General features: G+C 62.4%; 25 protein-coding genes. 10 read left to right on the top strand and 15 right to left on the bottom strand.

Going from position 1 to position 24,690, the window contains the following annotated elements; genetic code table 11:
- Positions 1–249: 249 nt before the first annotated feature.
- From rbsK to AC0L18_RS18130, 3 genes are all read right to left on the bottom strand, one after another.
- Positions 250–1,191: a ribokinase gene (rbsK, locus tag AC0L18_RS18140; protein WP_473493600.1), complete on the bottom strand. Its 942-nt coding sequence runs from the start codon at positions 1,189–1,191 to the stop codon at positions 250–252.
- A 4-nt stretch (positions 1,192–1,195) separates the two neighbouring features.
- On the bottom strand, positions 1,196–1,648 hold the full coding sequence (locus AC0L18_RS18135; protein WP_473493599.1) for an RbsD/FucU family protein: 453 nt from the start codon (positions 1,646–1,648) through the stop codon (positions 1,196–1,198).
- A 97-nt stretch (positions 1,649–1,745) separates the two neighbouring features.
- Positions 1,746–2,804, bottom strand: coding sequence for an ABC transporter ATP-binding protein (locus tag AC0L18_RS18130; protein ID WP_473493598.1), 1,059 nt, complete (start codon positions 2,802–2,804; stop codon positions 1,746–1,748).
- Positions 2,805–3,112: 308 nt separating this feature from the next.
- On the opposite strand from AC0L18_RS18130, the gene AC0L18_RS18125 reads away from it, so the two are divergent.
- The 3 genes from AC0L18_RS18125 to AC0L18_RS18115 all read left to right on the top strand — a co-directional run bounded on the left by AC0L18_RS18125 (position 3,113) and on the right by AC0L18_RS18115 (position 6,980).
- The gene (locus AC0L18_RS18125) at positions 3,113–4,777 is read left to right on the top strand and encodes an ABC transporter substrate-binding protein (protein ID WP_473493597.1); all 1,665 of its coding nucleotides are present in this window, start codon (positions 3,113–3,115) and stop codon (positions 4,775–4,777) included.
- A 152-nt stretch (positions 4,778–4,929) separates the two neighbouring features.
- Positions 4,930–6,051 carry a carbohydrate ABC transporter permease gene (locus AC0L18_RS18120; protein WP_473493596.1) on the top strand — a complete coding sequence of 374 codons (1,122 nt, stop codon included), beginning with the start codon at positions 4,930–4,932 and terminating at the stop codon, positions 6,049–6,051.
- An 11-nt stretch (positions 6,052–6,062) separates the two neighbouring features.
- Positions 6,063–6,980 carry a carbohydrate ABC transporter permease gene (locus AC0L18_RS18115; RefSeq protein ID WP_027155318.1) on the top strand — a complete coding sequence of 306 codons (918 nt, stop codon included), beginning with the start codon at positions 6,063–6,065 and terminating at the stop codon, positions 6,978–6,980.
- Positions 6,981–7,253: 273 nt separating this feature from the next.
- Here the strand turns inward: AC0L18_RS18115 and AC0L18_RS18110 are convergent, their stop codons facing one another.
- Complete coding sequence (locus AC0L18_RS18110) at positions 7,254–7,997, bottom strand: creatininase family protein (RefSeq protein ID WP_473493595.1); 744 nt, start codon at positions 7,995–7,997, stop codon at positions 7,254–7,256.
- Positions 7,998–8,112: 115 nt separating this feature from the next.
- Positions 8,113–8,262: a hypothetical protein gene (locus tag AC0L18_RS18105; protein WP_473493594.1), complete on the bottom strand. Its 150-nt coding sequence runs from the start codon at positions 8,260–8,262 to the stop codon at positions 8,113–8,115.
- Between the two features lie 40 nt (positions 8,263–8,302).
- On the opposite strand from AC0L18_RS18105, the gene AC0L18_RS18100 reads away from it, so the two are divergent.
- On the top strand, positions 8,303–9,325 hold the full coding sequence (locus AC0L18_RS18100; protein WP_473493593.1) for an aldo/keto reductase: 1,023 nt from the start codon (positions 8,303–8,305) through the stop codon (positions 9,323–9,325).
- A gap of 77 nt (positions 9,326–9,402) precedes the next feature.
- Here AC0L18_RS18100 and AC0L18_RS18095 read toward each other — a convergent pair whose 3' ends face one another.
- From AC0L18_RS18095 to clpP, 4 genes are all read right to left on the bottom strand, one after another.
- Entirely contained in the window at positions 9,403–9,675 is a 273-nt protein-coding gene (locus AC0L18_RS18095; protein ID WP_023798342.1) for an HU family DNA-binding protein, read from the bottom strand.
- Positions 9,676–9,869: 194 nt separating this feature from the next.
- Positions 9,870–12,281, bottom strand: a complete 2,412-nt coding sequence (gene lon / locus AC0L18_RS18090) for an endopeptidase La (protein ID WP_473493592.1) — start codon at positions 12,279–12,281, stop codon at positions 9,870–9,872.
- 284 nt (positions 12,282–12,565) lie between these two features.
- Positions 12,566–13,840, bottom strand: coding sequence for an ATP-dependent Clp protease ATP-binding subunit ClpX (clpX, locus tag AC0L18_RS18085; RefSeq protein WP_027155315.1), 1,275 nt, complete (start codon positions 13,838–13,840; stop codon positions 12,566–12,568).
- 294 nt (positions 13,841–14,134) lie between these two features.
- Positions 14,135–14,764, bottom strand: coding sequence for an ATP-dependent Clp endopeptidase proteolytic subunit ClpP (gene clpP, locus AC0L18_RS18080; protein ID WP_091591479.1), 630 nt, complete (start codon positions 14,762–14,764; stop codon positions 14,135–14,137).
- 333 nt (positions 14,765–15,097) lie between these two features.
- On the opposite strand from clpP, the gene AC0L18_RS18075 reads away from it, so the two are divergent.
- A complete protein-coding gene (locus AC0L18_RS18075; RefSeq protein ID WP_473493591.1) occupies positions 15,098–15,688 on the top strand; it encodes a hypothetical protein in 591 nt (196 codons plus the stop codon).
- Position 15,689: 1 nt separating this feature from the next.
- On the opposite strand, the gene AC0L18_RS18070 is transcribed toward AC0L18_RS18075, so the two are convergent.
- Positions 15,690–16,793 carry an NAD(P)/FAD-dependent oxidoreductase gene (locus AC0L18_RS18070; protein WP_473493604.1) on the bottom strand — a complete coding sequence of 368 codons (1,104 nt, stop codon included), beginning with the start codon at positions 16,791–16,793 and terminating at the stop codon, positions 15,690–15,692.
- A gap of 273 nt (positions 16,794–17,066) precedes the next feature.
- Between AC0L18_RS18070 and AC0L18_RS18065 the strand changes: the two genes are divergently transcribed.
- Positions 17,067–18,320, top strand: coding sequence for a cytochrome P450 (locus AC0L18_RS18065; protein WP_473493590.1), 1,254 nt, complete (start codon positions 17,067–17,069; stop codon positions 18,318–18,320).
- Here AC0L18_RS18065 and AC0L18_RS18060 read toward each other — a convergent pair whose 3' ends face one another.
- The 5 genes from AC0L18_RS18060 to AC0L18_RS18040 form a co-directional block, all read right to left on the bottom strand.
- The gene (locus AC0L18_RS18060) at positions 18,321–18,671 is read right to left on the bottom strand and encodes a cupin domain-containing protein (protein ID WP_091591484.1); all 351 of its coding nucleotides are present in this window, start codon (positions 18,669–18,671) and stop codon (positions 18,321–18,323) included.
- A gap of 21 nt (positions 18,672–18,692) precedes the next feature.
- Positions 18,693–19,973: an O-acetylhomoserine aminocarboxypropyltransferase gene (locus tag AC0L18_RS18055; RefSeq protein WP_473493589.1), complete on the bottom strand. Its 1,281-nt coding sequence runs from the start codon at positions 19,971–19,973 to the stop codon at positions 18,693–18,695.
- Between the two features lie 221 nt (positions 19,974–20,194).
- On the bottom strand, positions 20,195–20,716 hold the full coding sequence (locus AC0L18_RS18050) for a CoA-binding protein (RefSeq protein ID WP_287120401.1): 522 nt from the start codon (positions 20,714–20,716) through the stop codon (positions 20,195–20,197).
- Between the two features lie 107 nt (positions 20,717–20,823).
- Entirely contained in the window at positions 20,824–21,246 is a 423-nt protein-coding gene (locus tag AC0L18_RS18045) for a VOC family protein (RefSeq protein ID WP_473493603.1), read from the bottom strand.
- 2 nt (positions 21,247–21,248) lie between these two features.
- On the bottom strand, positions 21,249–22,070 hold the full coding sequence (locus tag AC0L18_RS18040; RefSeq protein ID WP_473493588.1) for an enoyl-CoA hydratase: 822 nt from the start codon (positions 22,068–22,070) through the stop codon (positions 21,249–21,251).
- A gap of 182 nt (positions 22,071–22,252) precedes the next feature.
- Between AC0L18_RS18040 and AC0L18_RS18035 the strand changes: the two genes are divergently transcribed.
- From AC0L18_RS18035 to rpsI, 4 genes are all read left to right on the top strand, one after another.
- Positions 22,253–22,717 (top strand): PaaI family thioesterase, encoded by a 465-nt coding sequence (locus tag AC0L18_RS18035; protein WP_473493587.1) that lies wholly within the window; start codon positions 22,253–22,255, stop codon positions 22,715–22,717.
- A gap of 88 nt (positions 22,718–22,805) precedes the next feature.
- Positions 22,806–23,456 carry a LysE family translocator gene (locus AC0L18_RS18030; protein WP_473493586.1) on the top strand — a complete coding sequence of 217 codons (651 nt, stop codon included), beginning with the start codon at positions 22,806–22,808 and terminating at the stop codon, positions 23,454–23,456.
- A gap of 265 nt (positions 23,457–23,721) precedes the next feature.
- Positions 23,722–24,186 (top strand): 50S ribosomal protein L13, encoded by a 465-nt coding sequence (gene rplM / locus AC0L18_RS18025; RefSeq protein ID WP_287120404.1) that lies wholly within the window; start codon positions 23,722–23,724, stop codon positions 24,184–24,186.
- 1 nt (position 24,187) lies between these two features.
- Positions 24,188–24,670 (top strand): 30S ribosomal protein S9, encoded by a 483-nt coding sequence (rpsI, locus tag AC0L18_RS18020; RefSeq protein WP_027155304.1) that lies wholly within the window; start codon positions 24,188–24,190, stop codon positions 24,668–24,670.
- Positions 24,671–24,690: the final 20 nt, after the last annotated feature.

The raw sequence follows: 24,690 nt of genomic DNA, 5'->3' as shown, positions 1-24,690 counted from the left end.
CGGGGGCTGCGCGGCGGACACGCCAACGTCACCGCTGAATGCCACGCCATTTTTGCAGAACTTGACGCACACAACTTCAAGGGGGAGGGAGACTTCCGTTGGCGTTGACCTCGGCAATTTGCCTGCCATTTGGCGCAAAGGGAAGTAAGGGCGCGCGCGGCAGCGTTCCCTCCCCCTTGTGGGGAGGGTTAGGGTGGGGGTCCTTCTTCGCAAGACTCCAAATGCGATTTGCCCGCTGGGCTGGAGGCGTCAACCCCGGGCGAGCAATGCCTCGACCTCTTGCAGCGCCGGCATCGACGGCGCCGTGCCCGGCCGAGTGACCGAGATGCCGGCGACGGCGCAGGCGAAGCGGACCGCTTGCAGCGGGTCCACGCCTCTCGCAAGTGCTGCGGCCAGGCCGCCATTGAAGGCGTCGCCGGCGCCGGTGGTCTCGACCACGGGACCGGCTTTGATCGCGCCGACATGGTCGGAGCGGCTGGCCGTGTGCAGCAGCGCGCCCTGTTCGCCGAGCGTAACGATGACGGCGCCGGCGCCCTTTCCAAGCAAACGATCGGCGGCGCGGCGGGCGTCGTCGATGGAGGACACCTTGATGCCGGTCAGTTCCTCGGCCTCGGTCTCGTTGGGCGTGACATAGTCGCAGAGCGTGTAGATGCGCTCGGGCAGGCTTGCCGCGGGTGCCGGGTTGAGGATGGTCGTCACCCCTGCCCCGCGCGCGATCTCCAGCGCCCGCATCGCCGCCTCGATCGGCTGCTCGAGCTGGGTGACGAAGACGCCGGCCGAGCGGATCAGGCCGGCGTTAGCCTCGATGTCGTCGGGCGAAATCAGCATGGCCGCACCCGGGCTGACGATGATGGCGTTGTTGCCGCTCGTCTCCTCGACGAAGATATAGGCCGCACCCGTATAACTCTCCGGCGTGTCGATGACGGCGCTCTTCACCCCGGCCTGCGTCCAGGTCTGCCTGGCCATGTCGGCAAAGGGATCGACGCCAAGGCGCGTCAGAAAGGTGATGTCGGCGCCGAGACGGCCGGCCGCGACCGCCTGGTTGGAGCCTTTGCCGCCCGGGCCGAGGGTGAAGGACGTACCAAGGATCGTCTCGCCCATGCGCGGCTGGCGGGCGGCGCGGTAGGCGGTGTCGGCGACGAAGACGCCCAATATGACGACAGGCTTGATGACCACAGGCTTGCCTGGCATCCCGCTACTCCGCGTCCGGCGGAACGACGCCCTTGCGGAAGGCAAAACAGCCATAGAAGCGGCGCTCGCCGGTCTGGATGACGCAATAGGCATTTTTGGCACGTTCGTAGAAAGCGTAGCGCTCGACCGAAATCATCGGCCAGGCCTTGCCCTCAGCCGCATCGATCTCGCTTTGCACTTCTTGCTGCACGGCGGGAATCTCGTCCGGCTTGCCGACGATCTCCATGCGGGCCGCGGCATCGTCGACGAAAGTGTCCAGCGGATAGAGCGACAGCACCGCCTTGACCACGTCAGCCGCCGGTGCATCGATGCGCAGCAGCCGGCCGAGCACGGTCTGGCGGGCCACCGAATCGGAGGGGAAGTTGGTGTCGGCGATGATCAAATCGTCGCCATGGCCCATTGCCCGCAACGCCTGAAGCACGTCGGCATTGAGCAGCGGATTGATCCCTTTGAGCATAGTTCCCTCCCGAACGGGCTTTTTTGATGCCAAGCCTGGCGCATGATCCCGAAGCGTTGTCGGTTTTCGGACAAGATCATGCGCAATTCAAAGTGTTTTAGAGACGATTGCCGGTCTCTGCGTCGAAGAGATGGACCTGGTCGAGCCGCGGTTTCAGATGCAGCGTGTCGCCCGGCTTGAAGTCGTGGCGCTCGCGGAACAGCGCCACCATCTCGCCCTCGCCGAAACGCAGAAACACCAGCGTTTCGGAACCGGTCGGCTCGACGACGGAAATCTTCGCCGGCACGCCGTCAGGGTGGATTTCGAGATGCTCGGGCCGGACGCCGTAGACGACATTGCGCCCGTCCTCCACCTTGCTGCTCGCAGCCATCGGGAACGGCGTCCCGGCGATTTCGACGATGGGCTTGTCGCCCGTGCGCACCACGCCCTTGAGCAGGTTCATCGACGGCGAGCCGATGAAGCCTGCGACGAACAGATTGGCCGGCCGGTCGAACAGTTCCAGCGGCGCGCCGACCTGCTCGATGCGGCCGTCGCGCATCACGACGATCTTGTCGGCCATGGTCATGGCCTCGATCTGGTCGTGCGTGACATAGATGGTGGTGGTCTTCAGCCGCTGGTGCAGTTCCTTGATCTCGGTGCGCATCTGGACGCGCAGCTTGGCGTCGAGGTTAGACAGCGGCTCGTCGAACAAAAACACCTGCGGGTTGCGCACGATGGCGCGACCCATGGCGACGCGCTGGCGCTGGCCGCCGGAGAGCTGGCGCGGATAGCGCTTGAGATAGGGGTTGAGATCGAGGATATCGGCGGCGCGCTTGACCCGCTCGGCGACATCGGCCGGATCGGTCTTCCGCAGTTTCAGCGCAAAGGCCATGTTCTGCTCGACCGTCTTGTGCGGATAGAGCGCGTAATTCTGGAACACCATGGCGATGTCGCGTTTGGCCGGCGGCAGATGGTTGACGACACGGTCGCCGATGGCGATCGTGCCGCCGGAAACGGTCTCCAGCCCCGCCACCATCCTGAGCAGCGTGGACTTGCCGCACCCCGAAGGGCCGACCAGCACCACGAACTGCCCGTCGGCGATGTCGACGCTGACACCGTGCAGGACCTTGACGGTTCCGAACGCCTTGGCCACATTGCTGATCGCGACTTGAGCCATCGGCCCCCCTTTCGTTGCGGTGAAGCTAAACAAGGCAAACGGCGAGGGCAAGTCAGTCTTTTATAGATAAAAAACTCTGTTCGCGTTTGACACGGCACCTGGTTGTGAGAATAGTGAACGGGCTCGGGTTTTGACCCTGTTCCGGGCGCGCCGGCACGCTGGTCGGACCACGGAAGTCGAAGCGTTGCGGAGGAAAACTTGGGCCGCTATTTCTGGGAGCCGCTGTTGTTGGGGAACATTTCCAGCGCTCCAAACACCCGAACAATCACCACAGAGATTCAAGCACATAAGATTCTGGGAGGAACGAAATGAAAGTCAGCCTTTACAACCAATTCATGCGGGCGGGTGCCACTCGCCGCGATGTCCTCAAGGGCGCGGCCAGCATGGCCGCGATCGCAGCGGCATCCGGCGCCGGGCTTGGCGCGCTGACGCGCCCGGCTTCCGCGGCAAGCGAATTGCGCGCGCAGATCCTGCAGATCCCCGGTGTCGGCAAGGGCCAGCCGACCGATGCCGACTTCCAGCAGGTCGGCGAGCTTTGCCTGGAGGCGACCAAGGCCAGCGTCAAGGAAGGCGAATTCGCCGGCGTCCAGCTCACCTTCATGGGGCTCAACAACCAGAACCTGCACAATGTGCTGTTTCGCGGCTTCCTGAAGCCGTGGGAGACCTATACCGGCGCCAAGATCAACTGGATCGACCTGGCGCAGGCGGACTATAACGCTCGCCTGCAGCAGTCGATCGCCACCGGCACCGTCGATTTCGACATCATCGAGATGGGCGCGCCGTTCGAAGGCGACGTCTGCGGCAAGGGCCTGACCTCCGAAATGCCGGACTGGGTCAAGGACCAGATCGACATGAAGGACGTCGTGGCCTATCTGCAGCCACCGGTCGGCACCTGGGACGGCAAGCAGTACCGCGTGACCGTCGACGGCGACGCGCACAATTTCAACTACCGCACCGACGTGTTTGCCGATGCCGACCTCGTCAAGGCGTGGAAGGACGGCGGCGGTGGCGGTGAATGGGGCGTGCCGAAAACCTGGCAGCAGGTGCAGGCGGTGACAAAATTCCTCAAGGGCAAGCAGTTCCAGGGCCAGGATGTTTTTGGCTATCTCGACGCGCCCAAGGCCTGGGGCGGCTTCGGCTTCTATTTCCTCGGCAGCCGCGCCAGCGCATATGCCAAGCATCCCGACGACAAGGCCTGGCTGTTCGACGCCGATACGATGAAGCCGCGCATCAACAATCCGGCCTGGGTGCGGGCGATCCAGGACGTGATCGACGCGCTGCCGTCCGAGCCTGCCGACCAGATCAACGCCGACCCGAACACCACCGCCTTCCAGCAGTTCCTGGCCGGCACCGGTTCGATGGTCACCTGGTGGGGCGACGTCGGCTCCAACGTCAAGACCAACGACAGTTCTGTTGTCGGCGACGTCACCGGCTTCTCGATCCTGCCCGGCTCGGATGACGTCTACAATTCCAAGACCGGCCAGTGGGACAAGCTCGCCAGCGGCCCGAATTATTCGCCGAACTGCGCCTATCTCGGCTGGGGCGTCTACGTCATGGCACGGGTCGACAGCGACGAAAAGAAGAAGAAGGCGGCCTGGTCTGCCGCTGCCCATCTCGGCGGCAAGGACCTGTCGCTCTGGTGCGCAGCATATCCGTCCGGCTTCCAACCCTACCGCAACTCGCATTTCGACATTCCGGAATGGGTGGCGGCCGGTTACGACGAGGCTTTCATCACCTCGTATCTGAAATCGGAGGCCGACAGCTACAACCATCCGAACGCCGCGATCGAGCCGCGTATCCCCGGCATCTTCCAATATTACAGCGCCGCCGAGGACATCCTGGCCAACACCTTCGCCGGCAAGATGACGGCGCAAGAAGGCGCTGACGCCATCGCAGCCGCCTGGGAGAAGCTGACCGACCAGATCGGTCGCGACAACCAAATCAAGCTCTACAAGGCCTCGCTCGGCATGTAGGTTGAGATTTCGGGAACCGCGGTCCGGCGACGCAAAGCCGCCGGACCCTAGTTTGATCGGCCAGCCGGTCATAACAGTTTGACCGGCCAGCCGGTCATAACAGCTTGACCGGCCTGCCGGTCATAGCGGCCTTCAGTGAACGGACGAGACGCGTGGCAGACCAGACTTTGCCCACCAGTGCGTGGCCGGCAAACGCCGCTCCATCCGATCTGATATCGCCGGGCCGCAGGCGGCTCGGCCGGGCGTTGATGGCCGTTGCGACGCTCGGCCTTCTGGCCGTGATCGCAGTTCAGATCCTTTACAAGTCAGAGGTTAACACGATCGGCTTCGAGACCTGGCGGCCGGTCGTCTATGCCTACGTGCTGTGGGGTATAGCACTCGGCATCGGCCAGGTACTGACGCGCGGCGAAGACGGCCAGCGCGCGCTGTTCCTGCTGCCGGCGCTGCTGTTCACCATCGCCATGGTGATCTTCCCGACGCTGTTCGGCTTCTACATCGCGCTGACCGACTGGAATCTCAGTTCCTTCTCCGGCCGCAAGTTCAACGGGCTCGACAATTTCTGGCAGATGCTGGCCGATCCCTATTACCGCAACGCGCTGTTCAACATGGTGCTCTATGTGCTGGCGGTGCTGGTCGAATACGTCATCGCCTTTGGCCTCGCTTTGCTGCTCAACGCACAGATCCGCGCGCGTAAATTCTTCCGTGTCGTCTTCCTCATGCCGTTGATGCTGTCGCCGGTCGCGGTGTCGTGGATGATCGGCAAGTCGCTGATGGAATACCGCTTCGGGCCGGCTGCCGCGCTGGCGCGCCAGCTCGGCTGGGAAAACCCCGCCTTCTTCTCAAACCCGATCACCGCCCGCATCTCGATCATGGTGCTGGATGCCTGGACGTTCATCCCGTTCATGATGATCATGCTGCTCGCCGGGCTTCAGGCGATGTCGCGCGAGGTGCTTGAGGCGGCCAGGGTCGACGGCGCCAATGCCTGGCAGACGTTCTGGCAGGTCACGTTTCCGCTGATGCTGCCGGTATCGGTGACGGCGATCATCCTGCGCATCATCTTCAAGCTGAAGCTGGCCGACATCATCATCACCGTCACCTCGGGCGGCCCGGGCGGCGCGACCGATTCGGTGTCGAGCTTCATCTACCGCGAGTATCGCGACCGCTCGAATGTCGGCTACGGCACCATGCTGGCGATGGCCTACCTGATCATCATCATCGTGTTCGTGACGTGGCTGTTGAAATTCGCCAATCGCTTCGTGCGCAACGTCAATTGACAGGCGGCCAGATGAGCGTCCAGACCACCGACTATGCCGCTTCCGAAATCCGCTCGCCGGCGAGCTTTTTCGCCAACCGCGTCTTCATCTATGGCGCGCTGGTGTTCTGGGCCTTCATCTGCCTGTTCCCGATCTACTGGACGATAACCACCTCGTTCAAGACCGCGGTCGACGTCACCCAGGGCCATCTCATCCCGTTCGTCGACTTCCAGCCGGACTGGAAGGGCTGGCGCTCGCTCGGCCTGTCGCCGGATGCGATCTTCCGGACCTCGACGGTGCGCGACGAGTTCATCAAGCGCTTCATGAATTCGGTCATCACCTCGGTCGGTGCATCGAGCCTCGCCATCGTCATCGGCAGCCTCGCCGCCTACGGCCTCACCCGCTTCCGCTATCACTTCGCCTGGTTCAAGAACGAGGACATCTCCTTCTTCTTCCTGTCGCAGCTGATCCTGCCGCCGGTGGTGCTCGCCCTGCCCTTTCTCGTGCTGTACCGGGAAGTCGGCATGCTCGACACGCGCATCGGGCTGATCCTGCTCTACACGCTGATGGTGCTGCCGATCGTCATCTGGATCATGCGCGACCAGTTCAACTCGATCCCGGTCGAACTGGAGGAAGCAGCCCTCGTCGACGGCCTGTCGATCTGGGGCGCCTTCTTCCGCATCGTCATGCCGATCGCGCTGCCGGGCATGGTCGCGGCCTTCATCCTGGCGATGGTGCTGTGCTGGAACGAGTATTTCTTCGCCGCACTGCTGACCTCGACCGACGCAAAAACCATTCCCGTCATGGTGGCGAGCCAGACCGGCTCGCAGGGTATCAACTGGTGGTCGATGGCCGCACTCGCCACCGCCGCGATCACGCCGCTCGCCGTCATCGGCATCGCGCTGGAGCGCTACCTCATCATGGGCATGACCGCAGGCGCGGTGAAGTAGGCCCTCGCCACTCCTTCGAGCGTTGCAACTGTGGATGCTTTTGAACGCCGGCGGGACAGCGCCCCCCTCTGTCCTGCCGGACATCTCCCCCACTTGGGGGGAGATCGGCCGCCACGCCGGTTTTCGCTAATCTCCAACGCCGCAGGAATGAGCGGGGCGGCTGAAACAGCGAATCTCCCCCCTTGTGGGGGATGTCCGGCAGGACAGAGGGGGGCGCGAAGGATCGCTACGGTTTTCATCCTGCATCCTGCAACGCTCGAAATGGCGCATCCGTTAGCGTGACAATATCGCCCGCATATGCTCGAGGATCATCGCGACGCCCTTTTGCCCCAGTTCCGTCGAGGCCTCAGGGGCGGTCGCCGTATACCATCCCGTATTGTCGGCGAAGTGGCCGGCGTCCACCGCTTCTGGGCACAGCGCCAGCATCAGCGACGTCTCGCCGATGCCGGCATGATCGAAGGGATACTGGCCGTCCGTCACCGTCGGCATCAGCGGATGCACTTGTATCCAGTTGAAGAAATTGCCGCTCTCGGCGTGCTCGGCATAGTAGCCGGCCATCGTCTCGGAGGCCCACCAGCCCTCGCCGCGCTCCTTCTCGAGAAAGCGGAAGATCGCCTGGCGGCCAGCGGTCTTGAAGGCGAGATCGGTCGGCATGCCGGCAACAAAGTTCTCGGTCTGGTGGTGGATGATGGCGTGGATGTTGCGAAAACCGATGCGCAGCAGGCTGTAGAACAGTTCCTCCGCGAACGGCGCCAGCGCCCTGCCGCCGACCTGAACCGAGCCATTGCCCTCTGGCGGCGCCACCGCGTAGCTCGCCGCGCCATAGTAGAAGGCTGGCAGGATGGCGATGTTGGCTTCCTTTTCGAACAGCTCCAGCATCTTGACCACCGCCAGCGTATCCATGCCGACGGCCATGTGCTCACCATGGTATTCGAGCACGCCGAGCGGGAGCACGACCGGCCAGTTCTCGGCGATCGCCTTGCGGATCTGGTGCGGCAGCATCAGCTCGTAGCGCATGACGCCTACTCCATGTTGGTGTGGCGGGCGGCGTCGATACGGCTTTCGCCGATCCGAGCCAGCACCGTGCCAAGTTCGTCGAGTGCAATCCTGAACAGATCTGTGCCGGCATTCGTCATGATGACAGACCCACCAGCTTGCTGCCCTCAAAAACCCATCTGGATTGTTTGGTCACATCTTCCCCGAACAGCTTGTTTTTGCTCATGCTATCACCGTGAAAGTTCGTGTCCAACGGCTCGGAGTGCTTTTGCAGCGCCTCAGGCATGATAGTCTCGGGACATACGGAAATAAGGAAACGGCAGCATATGAAGACACGGCATTTCGACCGCATCGGCAATGGCGGCATCGCGTTCACGGAACTTGGCTTCGGCACGGCGCCGCTCGGCAATCTCTATCGCGCCGTCTCCGATGAGGATGCCAACGCCACCCTGGAGGCTGGGTGGCGGGTCGGCTGCCGCTACTACGACACCGCGCCGCTCTACGGGCTTGGCCTGTCGGAAACGCGGCTCAATCCGTTCCTGCGCTCGAAAAAGCGCGACGCCTATGTGCTGTCGAGCAAGGTCGGCCGCATCATGCGCGCCTGCCCGCCGGATCAGCGCACCGGCATCGGCAAGTTCTTCGACACGCCGTCGCGCCGCGAGGTTTTTGACTACAGCTATGACGGCGTCATGCGCTCCTTCGAAGCCTCGCTGGAACGCCTCGGCGTCGACCGCATCGACATTCTTTTCGTGCATGACATCGACGTCTTCACCCATGGCAGCAAGCAGGCCGCGGACCAGCGCATCGAAGAGTTCATGCGCTCGGGCTATTACGGGCTGCTGTCCCTGCGTGACCAGGGCGTCATCAAGGCGTTCGGCGGCGGCATCAACGAATGGCAGGTTGCCCAGACGCTTGCCGAGCGCGGCGACTTCGATCTGTTCCTGCTTGCCGGGCGCTATACGCTGCTGGAGCAGGAGGCGTTGCAATCCTTCCTGCCGCTATGCCAGAAGCGCGGCATCGGCATCGTTCTCGGCGGGCCGTATAATTCCGGCATCCTGGCAACCGGTCCGAAGCCCGGCGCCTATTACAATTATACCGAGGCGCCGCAGGACATCATCGACCGCGTCGCGCGCATCGAGGCTGTCTGCAAGCGCCACGGTGTGCGCCTGATCGAGGCGGCACTGCAATTTCCGCTGCTGCACCCTTCGGTCGTGTCGGTGATCCCCGGCGGCCAGCGGCCGAGCGAGGTCGAAAGCAATCGGTCGCTGCTCGACGCGAAGCTGCCACCGGCACTGTGGGCAGATCTCAAGCAGGAAGGGCTGATGCGCGCCGATGCACCGACGGTATAGAGCCCGCCAAAGTGGGCGCAAAGGAAAAGCCGGGCATGCCCGGCTTTTCTGGTCTCTGAAACGGGTACGAAGGCCGCTTAGTTAACTGCGTCCTTGAGGCCCTTGCCGGCTGAAAACTTCGGCACGGTGCGCGCCGGAATCTGCACTTCGGCGCCGGTCTGCGGATTGCGGCCGGTCGAGGCAGCGCGTTTTGACACGGTGAAATTTCCGAAGCCGACAAGCCGGACATCACCGCCCTTCTTCAGTTCGCCGGTGATGACGGAGAACACCGCATCGACCGCCGACTGCGCGTCACCCTTCGAAATACTCGCGGCGTCGGCGACAGCGGACACCAGTTCGTTCTTGTTCATAAAAATTCCCTTCCATGAGAAACCGGAACGTACGACTCATCCGGCAGGAAACGGACTTTAGAAAGAAGCGCTTCCGCAACCAAGTCGAAAAGCGTCAAGAGAGTCGAAAAAACCCCGGAATTCCGGGGTTTTTAACATGAAAGAGCCGGGCTCTAGGCCCGGCTCTCCGTTGTGCATTGCAACTTTAGCACGTGCTAATGAGCTAGCGACTTGCCGGCGTCGTCTCCGGCATCCACCGCAGCCGGCGCATTGACCGGCTCGACCCACTCGATCGCCTCCGGCATACGCACAAGCGCATGGCGCAAGACTTCACCGACCCGCCCGACCGGAACGATCTCCATACCGTTCTTCACGTTGTCCGGAATCTCCGCCAGATCCTTGGCGTTGTCTTCCGGGATCAGCACCTTCTTGATGCCGCCGCGCAGTGCTGCAAGCAGCTTCTCCTTGAGCCCGCCGATCGGCAGCACTCTGCCGCGCAGCGTGATCTCGCCGGTCATCGCCACGTCGGCCCTGACCGGGATGCCGGTCAGCACCGAGACGATCGCCGTCGCCATCGCCACGCCGGCCGACGGTCCGTCCTTGGGCGTTGCGCCCTCGGGCACGTGGACGTGGATGTCGCGCTTGTCGAACAGCGGCGGCTCGACGCCGAAATCGAGAGCCCGCGAGCGGACGTAGGAGGCCGCCGCCGAGATCGATTCCTTCATCACGTCGCGCAGATTGCCGGTCACCGTCATGCGGCCCTTGCCGGGCATCATGACGCCTTCGATCGTCAGCAGCTCGCCACCGACTTCCGTCCAGGCGAGCCCGGTGACAACGCCGACCTGATCGTCGGCCTCGACCTGGCCGAAGCGGAAGCGCGGAACACCAAGGTAATCGGCGAGATTGTCGGCCGTGATGTCGACCGTCTTCTTCTTCGTCTTCAGGATCTCGGTCACCGCCTTGCGGCCGAGCTTCATCAGCTCGCGCTCCAGGCTCCTGACGCCCGCCTCACGGGTGTAGGTCTGGATGATGCCGCGGATCGCGTCCTCGCCGACGGAGAACTCCTTCGGCTGCAGTGCGTGATCGCGGATCACCTTCGGCATCAGGTGGCGCTTGGCGATCTCGATCTTCTCGTCCTCGGTGTAGCCGGCGATACGGATGATCTCCATGCGGTCCATCAAGGGTGCCGGGATGTTCAGCGTGTTCGCCGTCGTCACGAACATCACGCTCGACAGGTCGTATTCGACCTCGAGATAGTGGTCCATGAACGTCGAGTTCTGCTCGGGATCGAGCACCTCGAGCAACGCCGACGACGGGTCGCCGCGGAAATCCTGGCCCATCTTGTCGATCTCGTCGAGCAGGAAGAGCGGGTTGGACTTCTTTGCCTTCTTCATCGACTGGATGACCTTGCCGGGCATCGAGCCGATATAGGTGCGCCGGTGACCGCGGATCTCGGCCTCGTCGCGCACGCCGCCCAGCGCCATGCGGATGAACTCGCGGCCGGTCGCCTTGGCGATCGACTTGCCGAGCGAGGTCTTGCCGACGCCGGGAGGTCCGACGAGGCACAGGATCGGCCCCTTCAGCTTCTTCTGGCGGCTCTGCACGGCGAGATATTCGACGATGCGGTCCTTGACCTTGTCGAGGCCGAAATGGTCGGTGTCGAGCACATTCTGCGCGAAGGCCAGATCCTGCTTGACCTTGGAGTTCTTGCCCCACGGTATCGACAGGATCCAGTCGAGATAGTTGCGCACGACGGTCGATTCAGCCGACATCGGCGACATCGTCCGCAGCTTCTTCAGTTCGGCTTCCGCCTTTTCGCGGGCCTCCTTGGAGAGCTTGGTCTTCTTGATGCGCGCCTCGATCTCGGCGGCCTCGTCGCGGCCGTCCTCGCCCTCGCCGAGTTCCTTCTGGATCGCCTTCATCTGCTCGTTGAGATAGTATTCGCGCTGCGTCTTCTCCATCTGGCGCTTGACGCGCGAGCGGATGCGCTTCTCGACCTGCAGGACGGAGATTTCGGCTTCCATGAAGCCCATCGCCTTTTCCAGCCGCTCCTTGACCGAAAGCGTGGCCAGCATCTCCTGCTTCTCGGGGATCTTGATGGCGAGATGCGAGGCGACCGTATCGGCGAGCTTGGAATAGTCGTCGATCTGGCTGGCGGCACCGACCACTTCGGGCGAGATCTTCTTGTTCAGCTTGACGTAATTCTCGAAGTCGGTGACGACGGAGCGGGCCAGCGCCTCGACCTCGACCTCTTCCTCATCCGGTTCGACCAGCGCCGCGGCGCGGGCCTCATGGAAGTCGGGACGGTCAGTGAACGAAACGATTTTCGCGCGCGAGGCGCCTTCGACCAGCACCTTGACGGTGCCGTCCGGCAGCTTCAGCAACTGCAGCACATTGGCGAGCGTGCCGATGTCGAAGATCGCATCGGACTCGGGATCGTCATCGGCGGCATTCATCTGGGTCGCAAGCAGGATCTGCTTTTCCTGACCCATCACCTCTTCCAGCGCCTTGATCGACTTTTCACGCCCGACAAAGAGCGGAACGATCATGTGCGGGAACACCACGATGTCGCGCAGTGGGAGGACTGCGAAGACGCCGTCGCTGGGAGCCTTGGATATTTTGGCCATTGTCCAACCTTTCATGTCGCGACCGCCAATCGGCCAACCGCGATTCTCATATTAACGACCGGGGATGGTTCCGCCTACCACCGTTTGTGACGGGAGTTTTACAGCACAGAATTCGGCGCCACGGCCTTCTTCCGTTAGTTGGAGGCACGCGAGGCAAAGATCAAGGGTCGACACGAAACCGTTCATCCAATCCGTCATAATCGGTTCATCATAGCCTGCCCATCCGCAAACGGCAAAACGGCGCCTTGCGGCGCCGTTTGAAGAACTCCACTACAGGACTGACGTCAGGCGCTGACGTTGCCCTTCTTTTCCTTCTGCTCGGAATAGATGTAGAGCGGCCTGGCGTTGCCGGACACCACCTCTTCCGAAATAACCACTTCGCGCACGCCTTCCAGCGCCGGCAGCTCGAACATCGTGTCGAGCAGGATCGCTTCCATGATCGAGCGCAGGCCGCGCGCGCCGGTCTTGCGCTCGATGGCGCGCTTGGCGATCGCTGACAGCGCATTCTCGTGGAAGGTCAGATCGACATTCTCCATCTCGAACAGCCGCTGGTACTGCTTGACCAGCGCGTTCTTCGGCTCGGTCAGGATCTGGATCAGCGCCGGCTCGTCGAGGTCCTCCAGCGTTGCCAGGACCGGCAGACGGCCGACGAACTCGGGAATGAGGCCGAACTTCAACAAATCTTCCGGCTCGACCAGACGGAAAACGTCGCCGGTGCGGCGATCCTCGGGCGACGCGACGGTGGCGCCGAAGCCGATCGAGGTCTTGCGGCCGCGATCCGAGATGATCTTGTCCAGCCCGGCGAAGGCGCCACCGCAGATGAACAGGATGTTGGCGGTGTCGACCTGGAGGAATTCCTGCTGCGGATGCTTCCTGCCGCCCTGCGGCGGTACGGAAGCGACCGTGCCTTCCATGATCTTCAACAGCGCCTGCTGGACGCCCTCGCCCGACACGTCACGGGTGATCGAGGGATTGTCCGACTTGCGCGAAATCTTGTCGATCTCGTCGATGTAGACGATGCCGCGCTGGGCGCGCTCGACATTGTAGTCGGCCGACTGCAACAGCTTGAGGATGATGTTCTCGACGTCCTCGCCGACATAGCCGGCCTCGGTCAGCGTCGTTGCATCGGCCATGGTGAACGGCACGTCGATGATGCGGGCCAGCGTCTGCGCGAGCAGCGTCTTGCCGCAGCCGGTCGGGCCGATCAGCAAAATGTTGGACTTCGCCAGTTCGACGTCGTTGTTCTTGCCGGCATGCGCGAGGCGCTTGTAGTGGTTGTGGACGGCCACCGACAGCACGCGCTTGGCGTAGGGCTGGCCGATGACGTAGTCGTCGAGAACCTTGAGGATCTCCTGCGGGGTCGGCACGCCCTCGCGCGACTTCACCATCGAGGTCTTGTTCTCCTCGCGGATGATGTCCATGCAGAGCTCGACGCATTCGTCGCAGATGAACACCGTCGGGCCGGCGATCAGCTTGCGCACTTCGTGCTGGCTCTTCCCGCAAAACGAGCAATAAAGCGTGTTCTTGGAATCACCGCCGCTGTTGCCGACCTTGCTCATTTTCATGTCCTTTCATAGCCGCCCGCCGATGGTCTGGTTGAAAGGGCGCATAACTCAATCTATCGCGGGAAATCGCCGCCGCCAGTAGTCCGGCTCCCGCAACGCATTCCATACGAAACACATATCAGAAAACGTCGCAATGATTCGCATCAACCCCGCACAAAGCTAAGCCGTCGAAAATCAACATAGGCTTAACGTAGGCAATCGCTCCCGTCGAGGGAACAGCCAATTGTGGCCGAAATGGCGCAAGCGGCATCAAAAGCGTGTTTTCGCACCATCCAGCTGCCACCGGGCTTATGTGGCAAGACCCTCGATCGGCTCACGCGACGAAATGACCTTGTCGATGAGGCCGAAATCCCTGGCCTCGTCGGAAGTCATGAAATGGTCGCGGTCGAGCGTCCTTTCGATCTCGTCGTAGCTTTTGCCGGTGTGCTTGACATAGACCTCGTTGAGGCGGCGCTTCAGCTTGATGATGTCCTGGGCGTGGCGCTCGATGTCGGAAGCCTGGCCCTGAAAACCACCGGAAGGCTGGTGGACCATGATGCGGGCGTTCGGCGTGGCGAAGCGCATGCCCTTTTCGCCGGCGGTGAGAAGCAGCGAGCCCATCGAGGCGGCCTGGCCGATGCACAGCGTCGCCACCGCCGGCTTGATGAACTGCATGGTGTCGTAGATCGCCATGCCCGAGGTGACGACGCCGCCGGGCGAATTGATGTAGAGGTTGATTTCCTTCTTCGGATTCTCCGCTTCGAGGAACAGGAGCTGCGCGCAGACCAGCGTCGCCATGCCGTCCTCGACCGGACCGGTGATGAAAATGATGCGCTCTTTCAGGAGCCGCGAGAAAATGTCGTAGGCCCGCTCGCCGCGATTGGTCTGCTCGACCACCATCGGAACGAGGTTCATGTAGGTTTCGACGGGGTTCTTCATGGACTATCCCTTATTGATGATGGGATTCCGGCGCCGGAGATGAGCAAGTCGGGCAGAATCAGTTCTGGATCGTTATTCCTGTAAATAGGATGTCGGCTCACCCTAGCGCAAGGCCGCCCCTCCTAGCCATCCGGTTAAGTCGAATCAAGGTTTCTGGACAGAATTCGCCCGAAGCTGCGCTGGCTGCTGTTGAAGCGGCGCGGCTGCGCTGCCGGGTAACAGTTTCTTAACCGCGTCGCTTAACGAAATGTGCCGAAACCGCTTTCCCGCGACACGGCTTCCCCTACAATTCAACGTTGAGCTTGCATGGAAAGTTCAAACTGAGGGAGTGCAATGATCGGGAAAACGGCTTCCTCGGCCATCGCCAGCCTCGCCGTCCTCGGCATGGTGTCCGAAACGGCTGCCGGCGGGCGCCCCGTCGAGTGCTACGAGCAGGTCAACAGGCCGGCCATCTACGAGACCGTCTACGAAAACGTGCTCGTCAGCCCGGCCGGTCAGCAGGTGGAATCCGTTCCGGCGATCTACGGGACGCGCGAGCGGGTGGTGCAGATCGCACCGGCGCGTGTCAGCTACGAGATCGTGCCTGCCATTACCCGCACCATCTACCGCACGGTGAAGGTCGATGACGGCGGCTACTCCTGGGAATGGCGCGTCATCAACGGCCGCAAGGTGCTGTGCAAGATCAGGCACAAGGCGCGCTATCAACGGGTGGCCGAGACCGTGGTGGTGCAGCCTGAGCGCCAGTGGCGCGTCGTCAGCCCCGCCGAGTACGAGAGCGTCGCCGAAGAGGTTCTGGTGCAGCCGGAGCAGCGGCGGATCGTCAATTTTCCCGCCACCTACCAGACAGTGGCGCGCCGGGTTCTGGTCCGCGAGGGCTCGTCGCGCTGGCGGCAGTTGCGTATTGCGCGGCACTGCCGGTTTTAGGTCAGGCCGCCTCGGCCCGCAGCCACGCTTTCAGGCCGCCGACATCGCCATTGCCGACGGTCGCTGCGACACGCCTGCCGACCGCCGCGCCGAACTTGTAGCCGTGGCCGGAGCAGGCCGAGACGACCAGGCATTTGCCCTTCTCATGCGCCAGGAACTTTTCGTCGGCGGTGAAGGTGTAGGCACAGGTGACCACCTCGGTGACCTTGTATTCTTCGACACGGGCGATCGGCGGCGAAAACAGGTCGCGGATCGCCTCGCCCTCGCCCGCCACCGGCTGGCGGTTCCAGTCGGCATCGCTGGTCGGCACCCTGTGCAGCCCTGAGCCGAATTTCATGCCGGCGCCGCCGGACGGCGGGATCACGTAGCCGTCGACGGCGCCGCCGACATCGAGGATGACCGGGGCTGAATGCCATGCTGCTTTCAGATCCGCCGGCGGTTCGACATAGGCGAGCGCGGTGCGCCAGGTCTTCAGCTCGCCGCCCAGCTCCGGAAACAGTTTCAGCACCCAGGCGCCAGCGGTGACGACGATGCGGTCGGCCTGCATCGTCTCGCCGCTTTCAAGCACGAGGCGGCCAGCCTCGGCGTCGACCTCCGTCACCTTGCTGTTTTCGTAGACATTGGCGCCGGTTCTCCGCAGCCATTCGGCGAGGCGGGAGGCAATCTTGCGACAATGCAGCGCACCACCTTCTGGCGAAAAATACGCGTAGCGGAACGAGCCGGGCTGCAGGAAGCGCCAGCGCTTGGCCGCGGCGTCCGGCTCGAACAGTTCGATCGGGTAGTTCCCGGCTTCCATGCCCTCGCGGTATTCCTCGGCTTCGTCTCCCGGCTCGCGCGAAATGCAGATGAAGCCGCACGGGTCGAGATGGTTCTCGCCGAGATCGGCCCACATCTCGTCCCAGGCCGCATAGGCTTCGGTGATCAGCCGGCCATAACCCGAGGCTGCGCCATAGGCGCGGCGGATGATGCGGTGATGGTCGCCCGAGGCGGCAAGCGGATTGGGAATCGGTCCCTGCTCGACAATCGAGACCCGGTGCCCGGCCTTGACCAGCGACCAGGCCGTCGACAGCCCTGCAATACCTGCGCCAACCACGATCACATTCATCAAGTCAGTCTTTCCGCAGCCGCGCCGGCTGGCTCAATGCGCTTTTGTGCATGTCGTTGTCGATTCACACCCTCGGGTCAGGCCCAAGGGCATGCTTTTGGGCGACACGCATCAGATTGCCGGGCGCCAACATACGGTCTGGCATCAAGCTGGCAAGCCTTGGAGCGCCGCGCGTCGTTCGACGCGCAAGGGACGCTCCAAAACTTTGAATCTGCGCATGATCCTTTCCGAAAACCGATTCCGGTTTTCGGGGTCATGCGTTAATTGTCTGGCATGACCAAATTGAAGCCGACCTGTCTTGCCTTCGATTCCTCGACCCGCCATGTGCGACTGGACCCGCACGAGGCGGCTTTCTTCCAGAACCCCTACGCGGCCTATGCCTTCATGCATGGCGCATCGAATGTCTTCTTCTGGGAAGAGTTCGGCTTCTGGTGCTTTGGCGGCTTCGACGACGTCAGCCGGCTGCTGCGCGACCGGCGCTTCGGCCGCCACAACCCGGCCGGCATCCCTGACAGAAGCGCCGTCGGCGAGGATCGCAGCCATCTCGGCAGCTTCGACCGCATCGAGGCCAATTCGATGCTGGAGCTGGAACCGCCCGTTCACACCAGGCTCAGAACGCTGGTCAACCGCGCCTTCGTCTCGCGCCAGGTCGAGCGGCTGAGGCCGCGCGTCGAGGCGCTGGCCAACGAACTGATCGACCGTTTTGAACCGGGCCAGGTCGACCTGCTGCCAGCCTTCGCATCGCCTTTGCCGATCACCATCATTGCCGAGATGCTCGGCGTGCCGGTCGAGATGGGACCGCAACTCCTCGAATGGTCGCATCGGATGGTCGCCATGTACATGCACGGCAGCACGCGCCAAACGGAAGAGACGGCCAATCGCGCAGCACATGATTTTTCGGATTTCCTGCGCGGCCATGTTGCCGAGCGGCGCAAAAAACCCGGCGACGATCTGCTGTCGCTGCTGATCTCGGCGCAAGACGATGGCCAAAGACTCTCTGAGGACGAGTTGGTGTCCTCGGCGATCCTGCTGCTCAATGCCGGCCACGAGGCGACCGTCCACCAGACCGGCAATGCGGTGCGCGCGATTCTCGCGCAAGGCGGCGACCCGCGCCGCTTCTTCACCTCGCCGCAAACGACCACCGCCACGGTCGAGGAATGCCTGCGCTTCGACGCGCCGCTGCACATGTTCACGCGTTATGCCTATGAAGAGATCGACGTCGGTCCCGGTGTCATCGTGCGGCCGGGCCAGACGATCGGCCTGCTGCTCGGCATGGCCAATCACGACCCGGCGGCCTTTGCCGAACCCCTCGCCTTCCGGCCGGATCGCGCCGACCAGAAGAACGTCTCGTTCGGCGCCGGCATTCATTTCTGCATCGGCGCGCCGCTCGCCCGGCTCGAATTGCAGGTATCGCTGAAAACCTTGTTCGACCGGCTGCCGCGGCTGCATCTGGCCGAACAGCAGCGTTTTCGCGACACCTATCATTTCCACGGGCTGGAAAGACTCGTCGTGCACACCGGGCAATGATCAAAGCTTGATTACATACTCCTTGCGTGTCGTTTCGAGCACTTCCCAGCTTCCCTTAAAGCCTGGCCTGAGCACGAAACTGTCGCCGGCCCTGACGGTGCGCGCCTCGCCGCCCTCCTCTGAAATCACCGAAACGCCCGACAGGATGTGGCAAAACTCCCACTCGTCGTATTCGATGCGCCATTTGCCCGGCGTCGCCTCCCAGATGCCGGCATAGAGGCCACCGTCGCGTTCCTCGACATTCCAGGTGCGGAACTTTGGATCGCCTGAAATCAGGCGATCCGGCGCCGGCGCGCCAGGTTCCGGCTCGACGCTTTCAATATCGACGGAGAGAAACTTCGGCGCGGTCATGGAAACTCCTTGCAGCAGGGGTCAGACCTTGGCGAGAGCCTGTTCCAGATCGGCGACGATGTCGTTGACATCCTCGATGCCGACCGACAGCCTGACCGTATCCGGCCCAGCGCCGGCCGCGACCTTCTGCTCGTCGGACAGTTGCCGATGCGTGGTCGATGCCGGATGGATGACCAGCGACTTGGTGTCGCCGACATTGGCGAGGTGCGAGAACAATTCGAGCGCCTCGACGAATTTGATGCCCGCCGCATAGCCGCCCTTCAGGCCGAAGGTGAACACGGCACCGGCGCCAAGCGGCGAGTACTTCTTCTGCAGCGCATTGTTGCTGTCGCTGGGCAGGCCGGGATAGGACACCCAGGCGATTTTTGGGTGGTTGGACAGCCACGCGGCGACGGTGACCGCATTGTCGCAATGGCGCTGCATCCTGAGCGGCAGGGTTTCCAGGCCGGTCAGGATCAAGAACGCATTGAAGGGCGAGATCGCCGGGCCCATGTCGCGCAGGCCGAGCACGCGCGCGGCAATGGCGAAAGCGAAATTGCCAAATGTTTCGTGCAGGACGAGGCCGCCATATTCGGGGCGCGGCTCAGACAGCATCGGATATTTGCCGGATTTCGACCAGTCGAAGGTGCCGCCGTCAACAATGGCGCCGCCGATGGAATTGCCGTGGCCGCCGATGAACTTGGTCAGCGAATGCACGACAATGTCGGCGCCATGCTCGATCGGCCGCACCAGATAGGGAGAGGCCAGCGTGTTGTCGACGATCAGCGGCAGGCCATGCTTGCGGGCGATGTCGCCGATCTTTTCGATGTCGACGAAGACACCGCCCGGATTGGCCAGGCTCTCGATGAAGATCGCCTTGGTCCTTTCGTCGATCTGGCTTTCGAAGGTCGAGATGTCGTTGGTGTCGGCCCAGCGCACCTGCCAGCCGAAATTCTTGAAGGCGTGGCCGAACTGGTTGATCGAGCCGCCGTAAAGCCTTGTCGCGGCAACAAAATTGTCGCCGGGTTGCATCAGGTTGTGGAACACGAGCACCTGCGCGGCATGGCCCGACGCGACGGCCAAACCCGCGGTGCCGCCTTCGAGTGCCGCGATACGCTCTTCCAGCACCGCCTGCGTCGGGTTCATGATCCGGGTGTAGATGTTGCCGAAGGCTTTTAGCCCGAACAGCGAAGCGGCATGGTCGGCATCATCGAAGACAAAGGAGGTCGTCTGGTAGATCGGCGTGGCACGCGCGCCGGTCGCCGGATCGGGCTTGGCGCCGGCATGGACGGCGAGCGTGTTGAAACCGGGCGTGCGGGTCATGGATTACCTCCCCTGAATGCTGGATGCTGAATGCTGAATGCTGAATGCTGAATGCTGAATGCTGAATGCTGAATGCTGAATGGTGAATGGTGAATGGTGAATGGTGAAGGCAAGGTCGGCCAGCCCCATCCTGATTGCAAGCGGCTCATATGCCGCTGTGGCCGCCTTCCGGAAAAGTCCTTCTATTCACCATTCACCATTCACTATTCACTATTCACCACCTACTTCCGGCGGACGCCAAAACTCTGGAATCCCGGCCGCATCAGCGGCTTCTTCGACGACAGCACGCCTGAGTTGACGCCGGTCCAGCCGATCTCGCCTGACAGCTTGCCATATTCGATCTTGGGGCAGCGGTTCATCACCACCTTGATGCCGGCGGCCTCGGCGCGTGCGGCTGCCTCGTCATGGCGCACGCCAAGCTGCATCCAGATGACGTTCGGCAACGGATCGAGCCGCAAGACCTCGTCGACAACGCCCGGCACCGCCGCCGAGCCGCGAAAGACGTCGACCATGTCGATCGGCTCGGGAACATCGGCGAGCCTGGCATAGGTCATCCGGCCAAGGATTTCCTTGCCGGCCTGGCCGGGGTTGATCGGGAACACGGAAAACCCCTTGCCCAGCAGGTATTTCAGCACGAAATAGCTCGGCCGCACATCGTTGGCGGACGCGCCGACCATGGCGATGGTCTTCACCGAATTGAGGATGCCGGCGATATAGGCATTGTCGTAGGCGTCATGGTTCATGCCTCGTCCTCATACAGAGCTTCGGCGAGAAAACCATCCGGATCGTTGCAGAAAACTGCGCATCATGCGGAAATGATCGGTATCGTCGGAAGCGGTGGGAAACGCGCTCAACCCGGCAGCGAGATGCTGCCGTCTTCCGCGATCGGAAAAGCCGGATTGTGCGCCACTTCCCAGACATGCCCTTCGGTGTCGGCGAAATAGCCATACCAGCCGCCCCAGAAGGCGCGGCCGGCCGGCTTGACGATGCTGCCGCCGGCCTTCTCGGCCATCGTCAGCACGTCATCGACCTCCGCGTCGGAGCGCGTGTTGTAGGCGAGGTAGATCGCCGACGGCGCCGTGCCGAAGGTGATGCCCGAATCCTCTTCGGCGCTTGCGCGCGGGAACAGGCCGAGAATGACGCCGCCCATCTGGAAGAAGGCGACGCCGTCGGTGATGCCGGCATGGCGGGTCAGGCCCATCGCCTCGTAGAAGCGTGTGGCGCGCTCGAGATCGTCGACGGCGATGGTGATGATGGAGATGCGGGCTTCCATATCTAGTCGTCCGTCCATTCGGGCTTGCGCTTGCCGATGAAGGCGCCGATGCCTTCTTCTGCGTCGCGCGCCAGCATGTTGTCGACCATGACGCGGCCGGTATAGGCGTAGGCCTCGGCCAGCCCCATCTCGGCCTGCGCGTAAAAGGCTTCCTTGCCGGTCTTGACCACCAAAGACGATTTGGCAGCAATGGTTTGCGCATATTTGGTGACAATCTGATTCAGATATTCGCGCGGCACCACGCGATTGATGAGACCGAATTCCTTGGCCGTCGCTGCATCGATGGTCTCGCCGGTCAACAGCATCTCCATCGCATGCTTGTGCGAGACGTTGCGTGACAGCGCCACCATCGGCGTCGAGCAGAACAGGCCGATATTGACGCCCGGCGTGCAGAAGGTCGCCTCGTGCGAGGCGATGGCGAGATCGCAGCTCGCCACCAGTTGCGCCCCGGCCGCCGTTGCCAGACCGTCGACCTCGGCGATGACCGGCCTCGGATGGCGCACGATCGCCTGCATCAGTGCCGCGCAAGCGGAAAACGTCTCCTCGAAGAATGCCTTGCCACGATCGGCGTCGGCGCGGCGCGCGGTCATTTCCTTGAGGTCGTGTCCGGCGCAAAACACCTTTCCGGCCGCAGCCAGAATGATGACGCGGACGGATCTGTCTGATTTCGCGCGGTCGAGTTCCGCCATCAGCGCCGCCATGACCGCCAGCGACAGCGCATTGGCCGGCGGATTGGCGAGCGTCAGGCGCAGGATGCCCTCGTCCAGTCTCGCGATAACAGGACCTTCGGCAGCAGCCGGCTTGATGGCGACGATTTCGGCCATGGTCTCCAACCTCTTCATCGGCCGGCGGCATCGGATTCGCCGGCCATGGAATACAAAAGAACTAGCACGCTGCCGATTGAAGAACAGCCTTAGGACGTGTTTTCTCGGCGGCGCAGCCTCGGCCAAGTGCCCTCGCCTTAAAAACCGCCGGCTATGCCGACGCCACAAACAGGAAACCGCTTATGCCTGCCCAAAACAATCTCAAGCCGGTGCTGACAGCAGAGCAAGTCAACGCGCTGATGGGGACCGTCTACCCGCAGCTCAACGACCAGTTCACCTTCTACGAGGCGATCGACGTGTTTCCCGGCGGCTGCACGGTTCGCCTGAATGCCGACGAGCGGCATTTGCGCCCTGGCGGAACCGTGTCGGGCCCGTCGCTGTTCACACTGGCCGATATCGGCGGCTATGTCTGCGTGCTTTCACATGCCGGGCCGGATGCGCTTTCGGTCACCACCAATCTCACCATCAATTTTGTCCGCAAGGCCGTGGCCGGACCGATCGACGGCCATTGCCGCATCCTGAAGCTTGGCAAGAGCCTGATGGTGTTCGAAATAGACATCGTCGCCGGACCGGACGGAAATACGGTAGCGCACGCGACGGGAACCTATTCGATCCCGCCGAAGAAGAGCTTTCAATCGCAGGCCTGATTTGCAGGACGGATACGTGTTTCCGCTCGTTCCAACGGAACGAAATGTCGGACAACACGTTCGCAGGTCCAATCAGGTCTGCAAAAACATGCCCGAACTTCCCACTTATTTGGCATTCCTGGTTGCTGTGCTCGGCTACCAACTGTCCGGTCCGGGGCCGGACATGCTTCTGGTGATCAGCCGCGGTATCGGACAGGGTTGGCGGGCAGCACTGGCAACGGCGACCGGCTGCGTTTTCGCGGGCGTGATCCAGATTCCGCTGTTGGCAATGGGACTTGCATCGCTGGTCACGTCCTCGCCTGTCGCGTATGGCCTGCTGCAACTGCTCGGAGCGGCGTACTTGATCGCAATCGGGACAAAGTTCTTGCTCACGCGCAAGGGAGCGGAAACAACCAACATCGTCGCAGCCAAGGAGGGAGGTTTGGCAGGTGCCTTTCGGCAAGGCATGATCTGCAACCTGACCAACCCTACCGCACTGGTTTTCATGCTCGCAGTACTGCCGCAGTTCGTTCATTCCTCCACAGGATCGCCGGCGATGCAATTTATCGTGCTCGGGGCCACCATGAAGGCTACGGGCCTTCTGGTCCTGGGAGCTGTAGCCTTGGCTTCAGGCGCGGTCGGCCACTGGCTGGCACGCTACGCCGGTTTTCTTGTCTGGCAAGAACGCCTGGCTGGTACGATCATGATCGCTGTCGGGATCAAACTGCTGCTGGCTGCGATTATTCCGGGACGGCGCTAGTCAAATTGTCGGAGTCAAACGCGGTATAATAATACCTCAAAGCTAACCTCTTGATTTAGCAAGGCAATCCTTCAGAGGTGGCCAGATATGCAACTTGACTGGCTAATTCCCCTCGCCTATAAGCCCTCACGGAACAGCGGCCCGCCAAAGGCCGCCGTTTTGTTATTGGCGGCGGGCGAGCGCCCGGCGTCAATTCAAGCAACAAGAAACGCCTTCCCTTTTCGTTCGTGAATGGGGGAAGGTCCGAACCGAAAGCAACAAATCCATGGTAACCTTTTCGCAGAAGCCTGCGGATGTGGTGAAGAAGTGGGTGCTGATCGACGCCGAGGGTCTCGTCGTCGGCCGTCTCGCCACTGTCATCGCCAACCATCTTCGCGGCAAACACAAGCCCACCTTCACCCCGCATGTCGACGACGGCGACAACGTCATCGTCATCAATGCCGACAAGGTGGTGTTCACCGGCAAGAAATTCACCGACAAGGTCTATTACTGGCACACCGGCCACCCCGGCGGCATCAAGGAGCGCACCGCGCGCCAGCTGCTCGAGGGCCGTTTCCCCGAGCGTGTCGTCGAGAAGGCCGTCGAACGCATGATCCCGCGTGGTCCGCTCGGCCGTCGCCAGATGAAGAATCTCCGCGTCTATGCAGGCACGGAACATCCGCATGTCGCCCAGCAGCCCGTCACGCTCGACGTGGCCAAGCTGAACGCCAAGAACAAGAAGGTTTCGTAAAATGGCTGAGCTTTCCTCGCTCGCAGAACTCGGAACTGCCACCGGTAACACCAACACGCAGCCGGCTGCACCCGTCCACGTCCAGAAGCTCGACAAGTCGGGCCGCGCCTATGCCACCGGCAAGCGCAAGAACGCCATCGCCCGTGTCTGGGTGAAGCCCGGCTCCGGCAAGATCGTCGTCAACGACAAGGTGTTCGCCGAATATTTCGCGCGCCCGGTCCTGCAGATGATCCTCAACCAGCCGATCATCGCCGCCAACCGCGCCGGCCAGTACGATATCGTCGCCACCGTCATCGGCGGCGGCCTTTCCGGCCAGGCCGGTGCCGTGCGCCACGGCATCTCCAAGGCGCTGACCTATTACGAGCCGGCGCTGCGCGGCGTGCTCAAGAAGGGCGGCTTCCTGACCCGCGACAGCCGCGTCGTCGAGCGCAAGAAGTACGGCAAGGCGAAGGCCCGCCGCTCGTTCCAGTTCTCGAAGCGCTAAGCACCGCGCAGCTTCAGACA

The organism is Mesorhizobium sp. WSM4819 (assembly GCF_055811215.1).
This window is presented reverse-complemented; position numbering and strand designations above follow the sequence as displayed.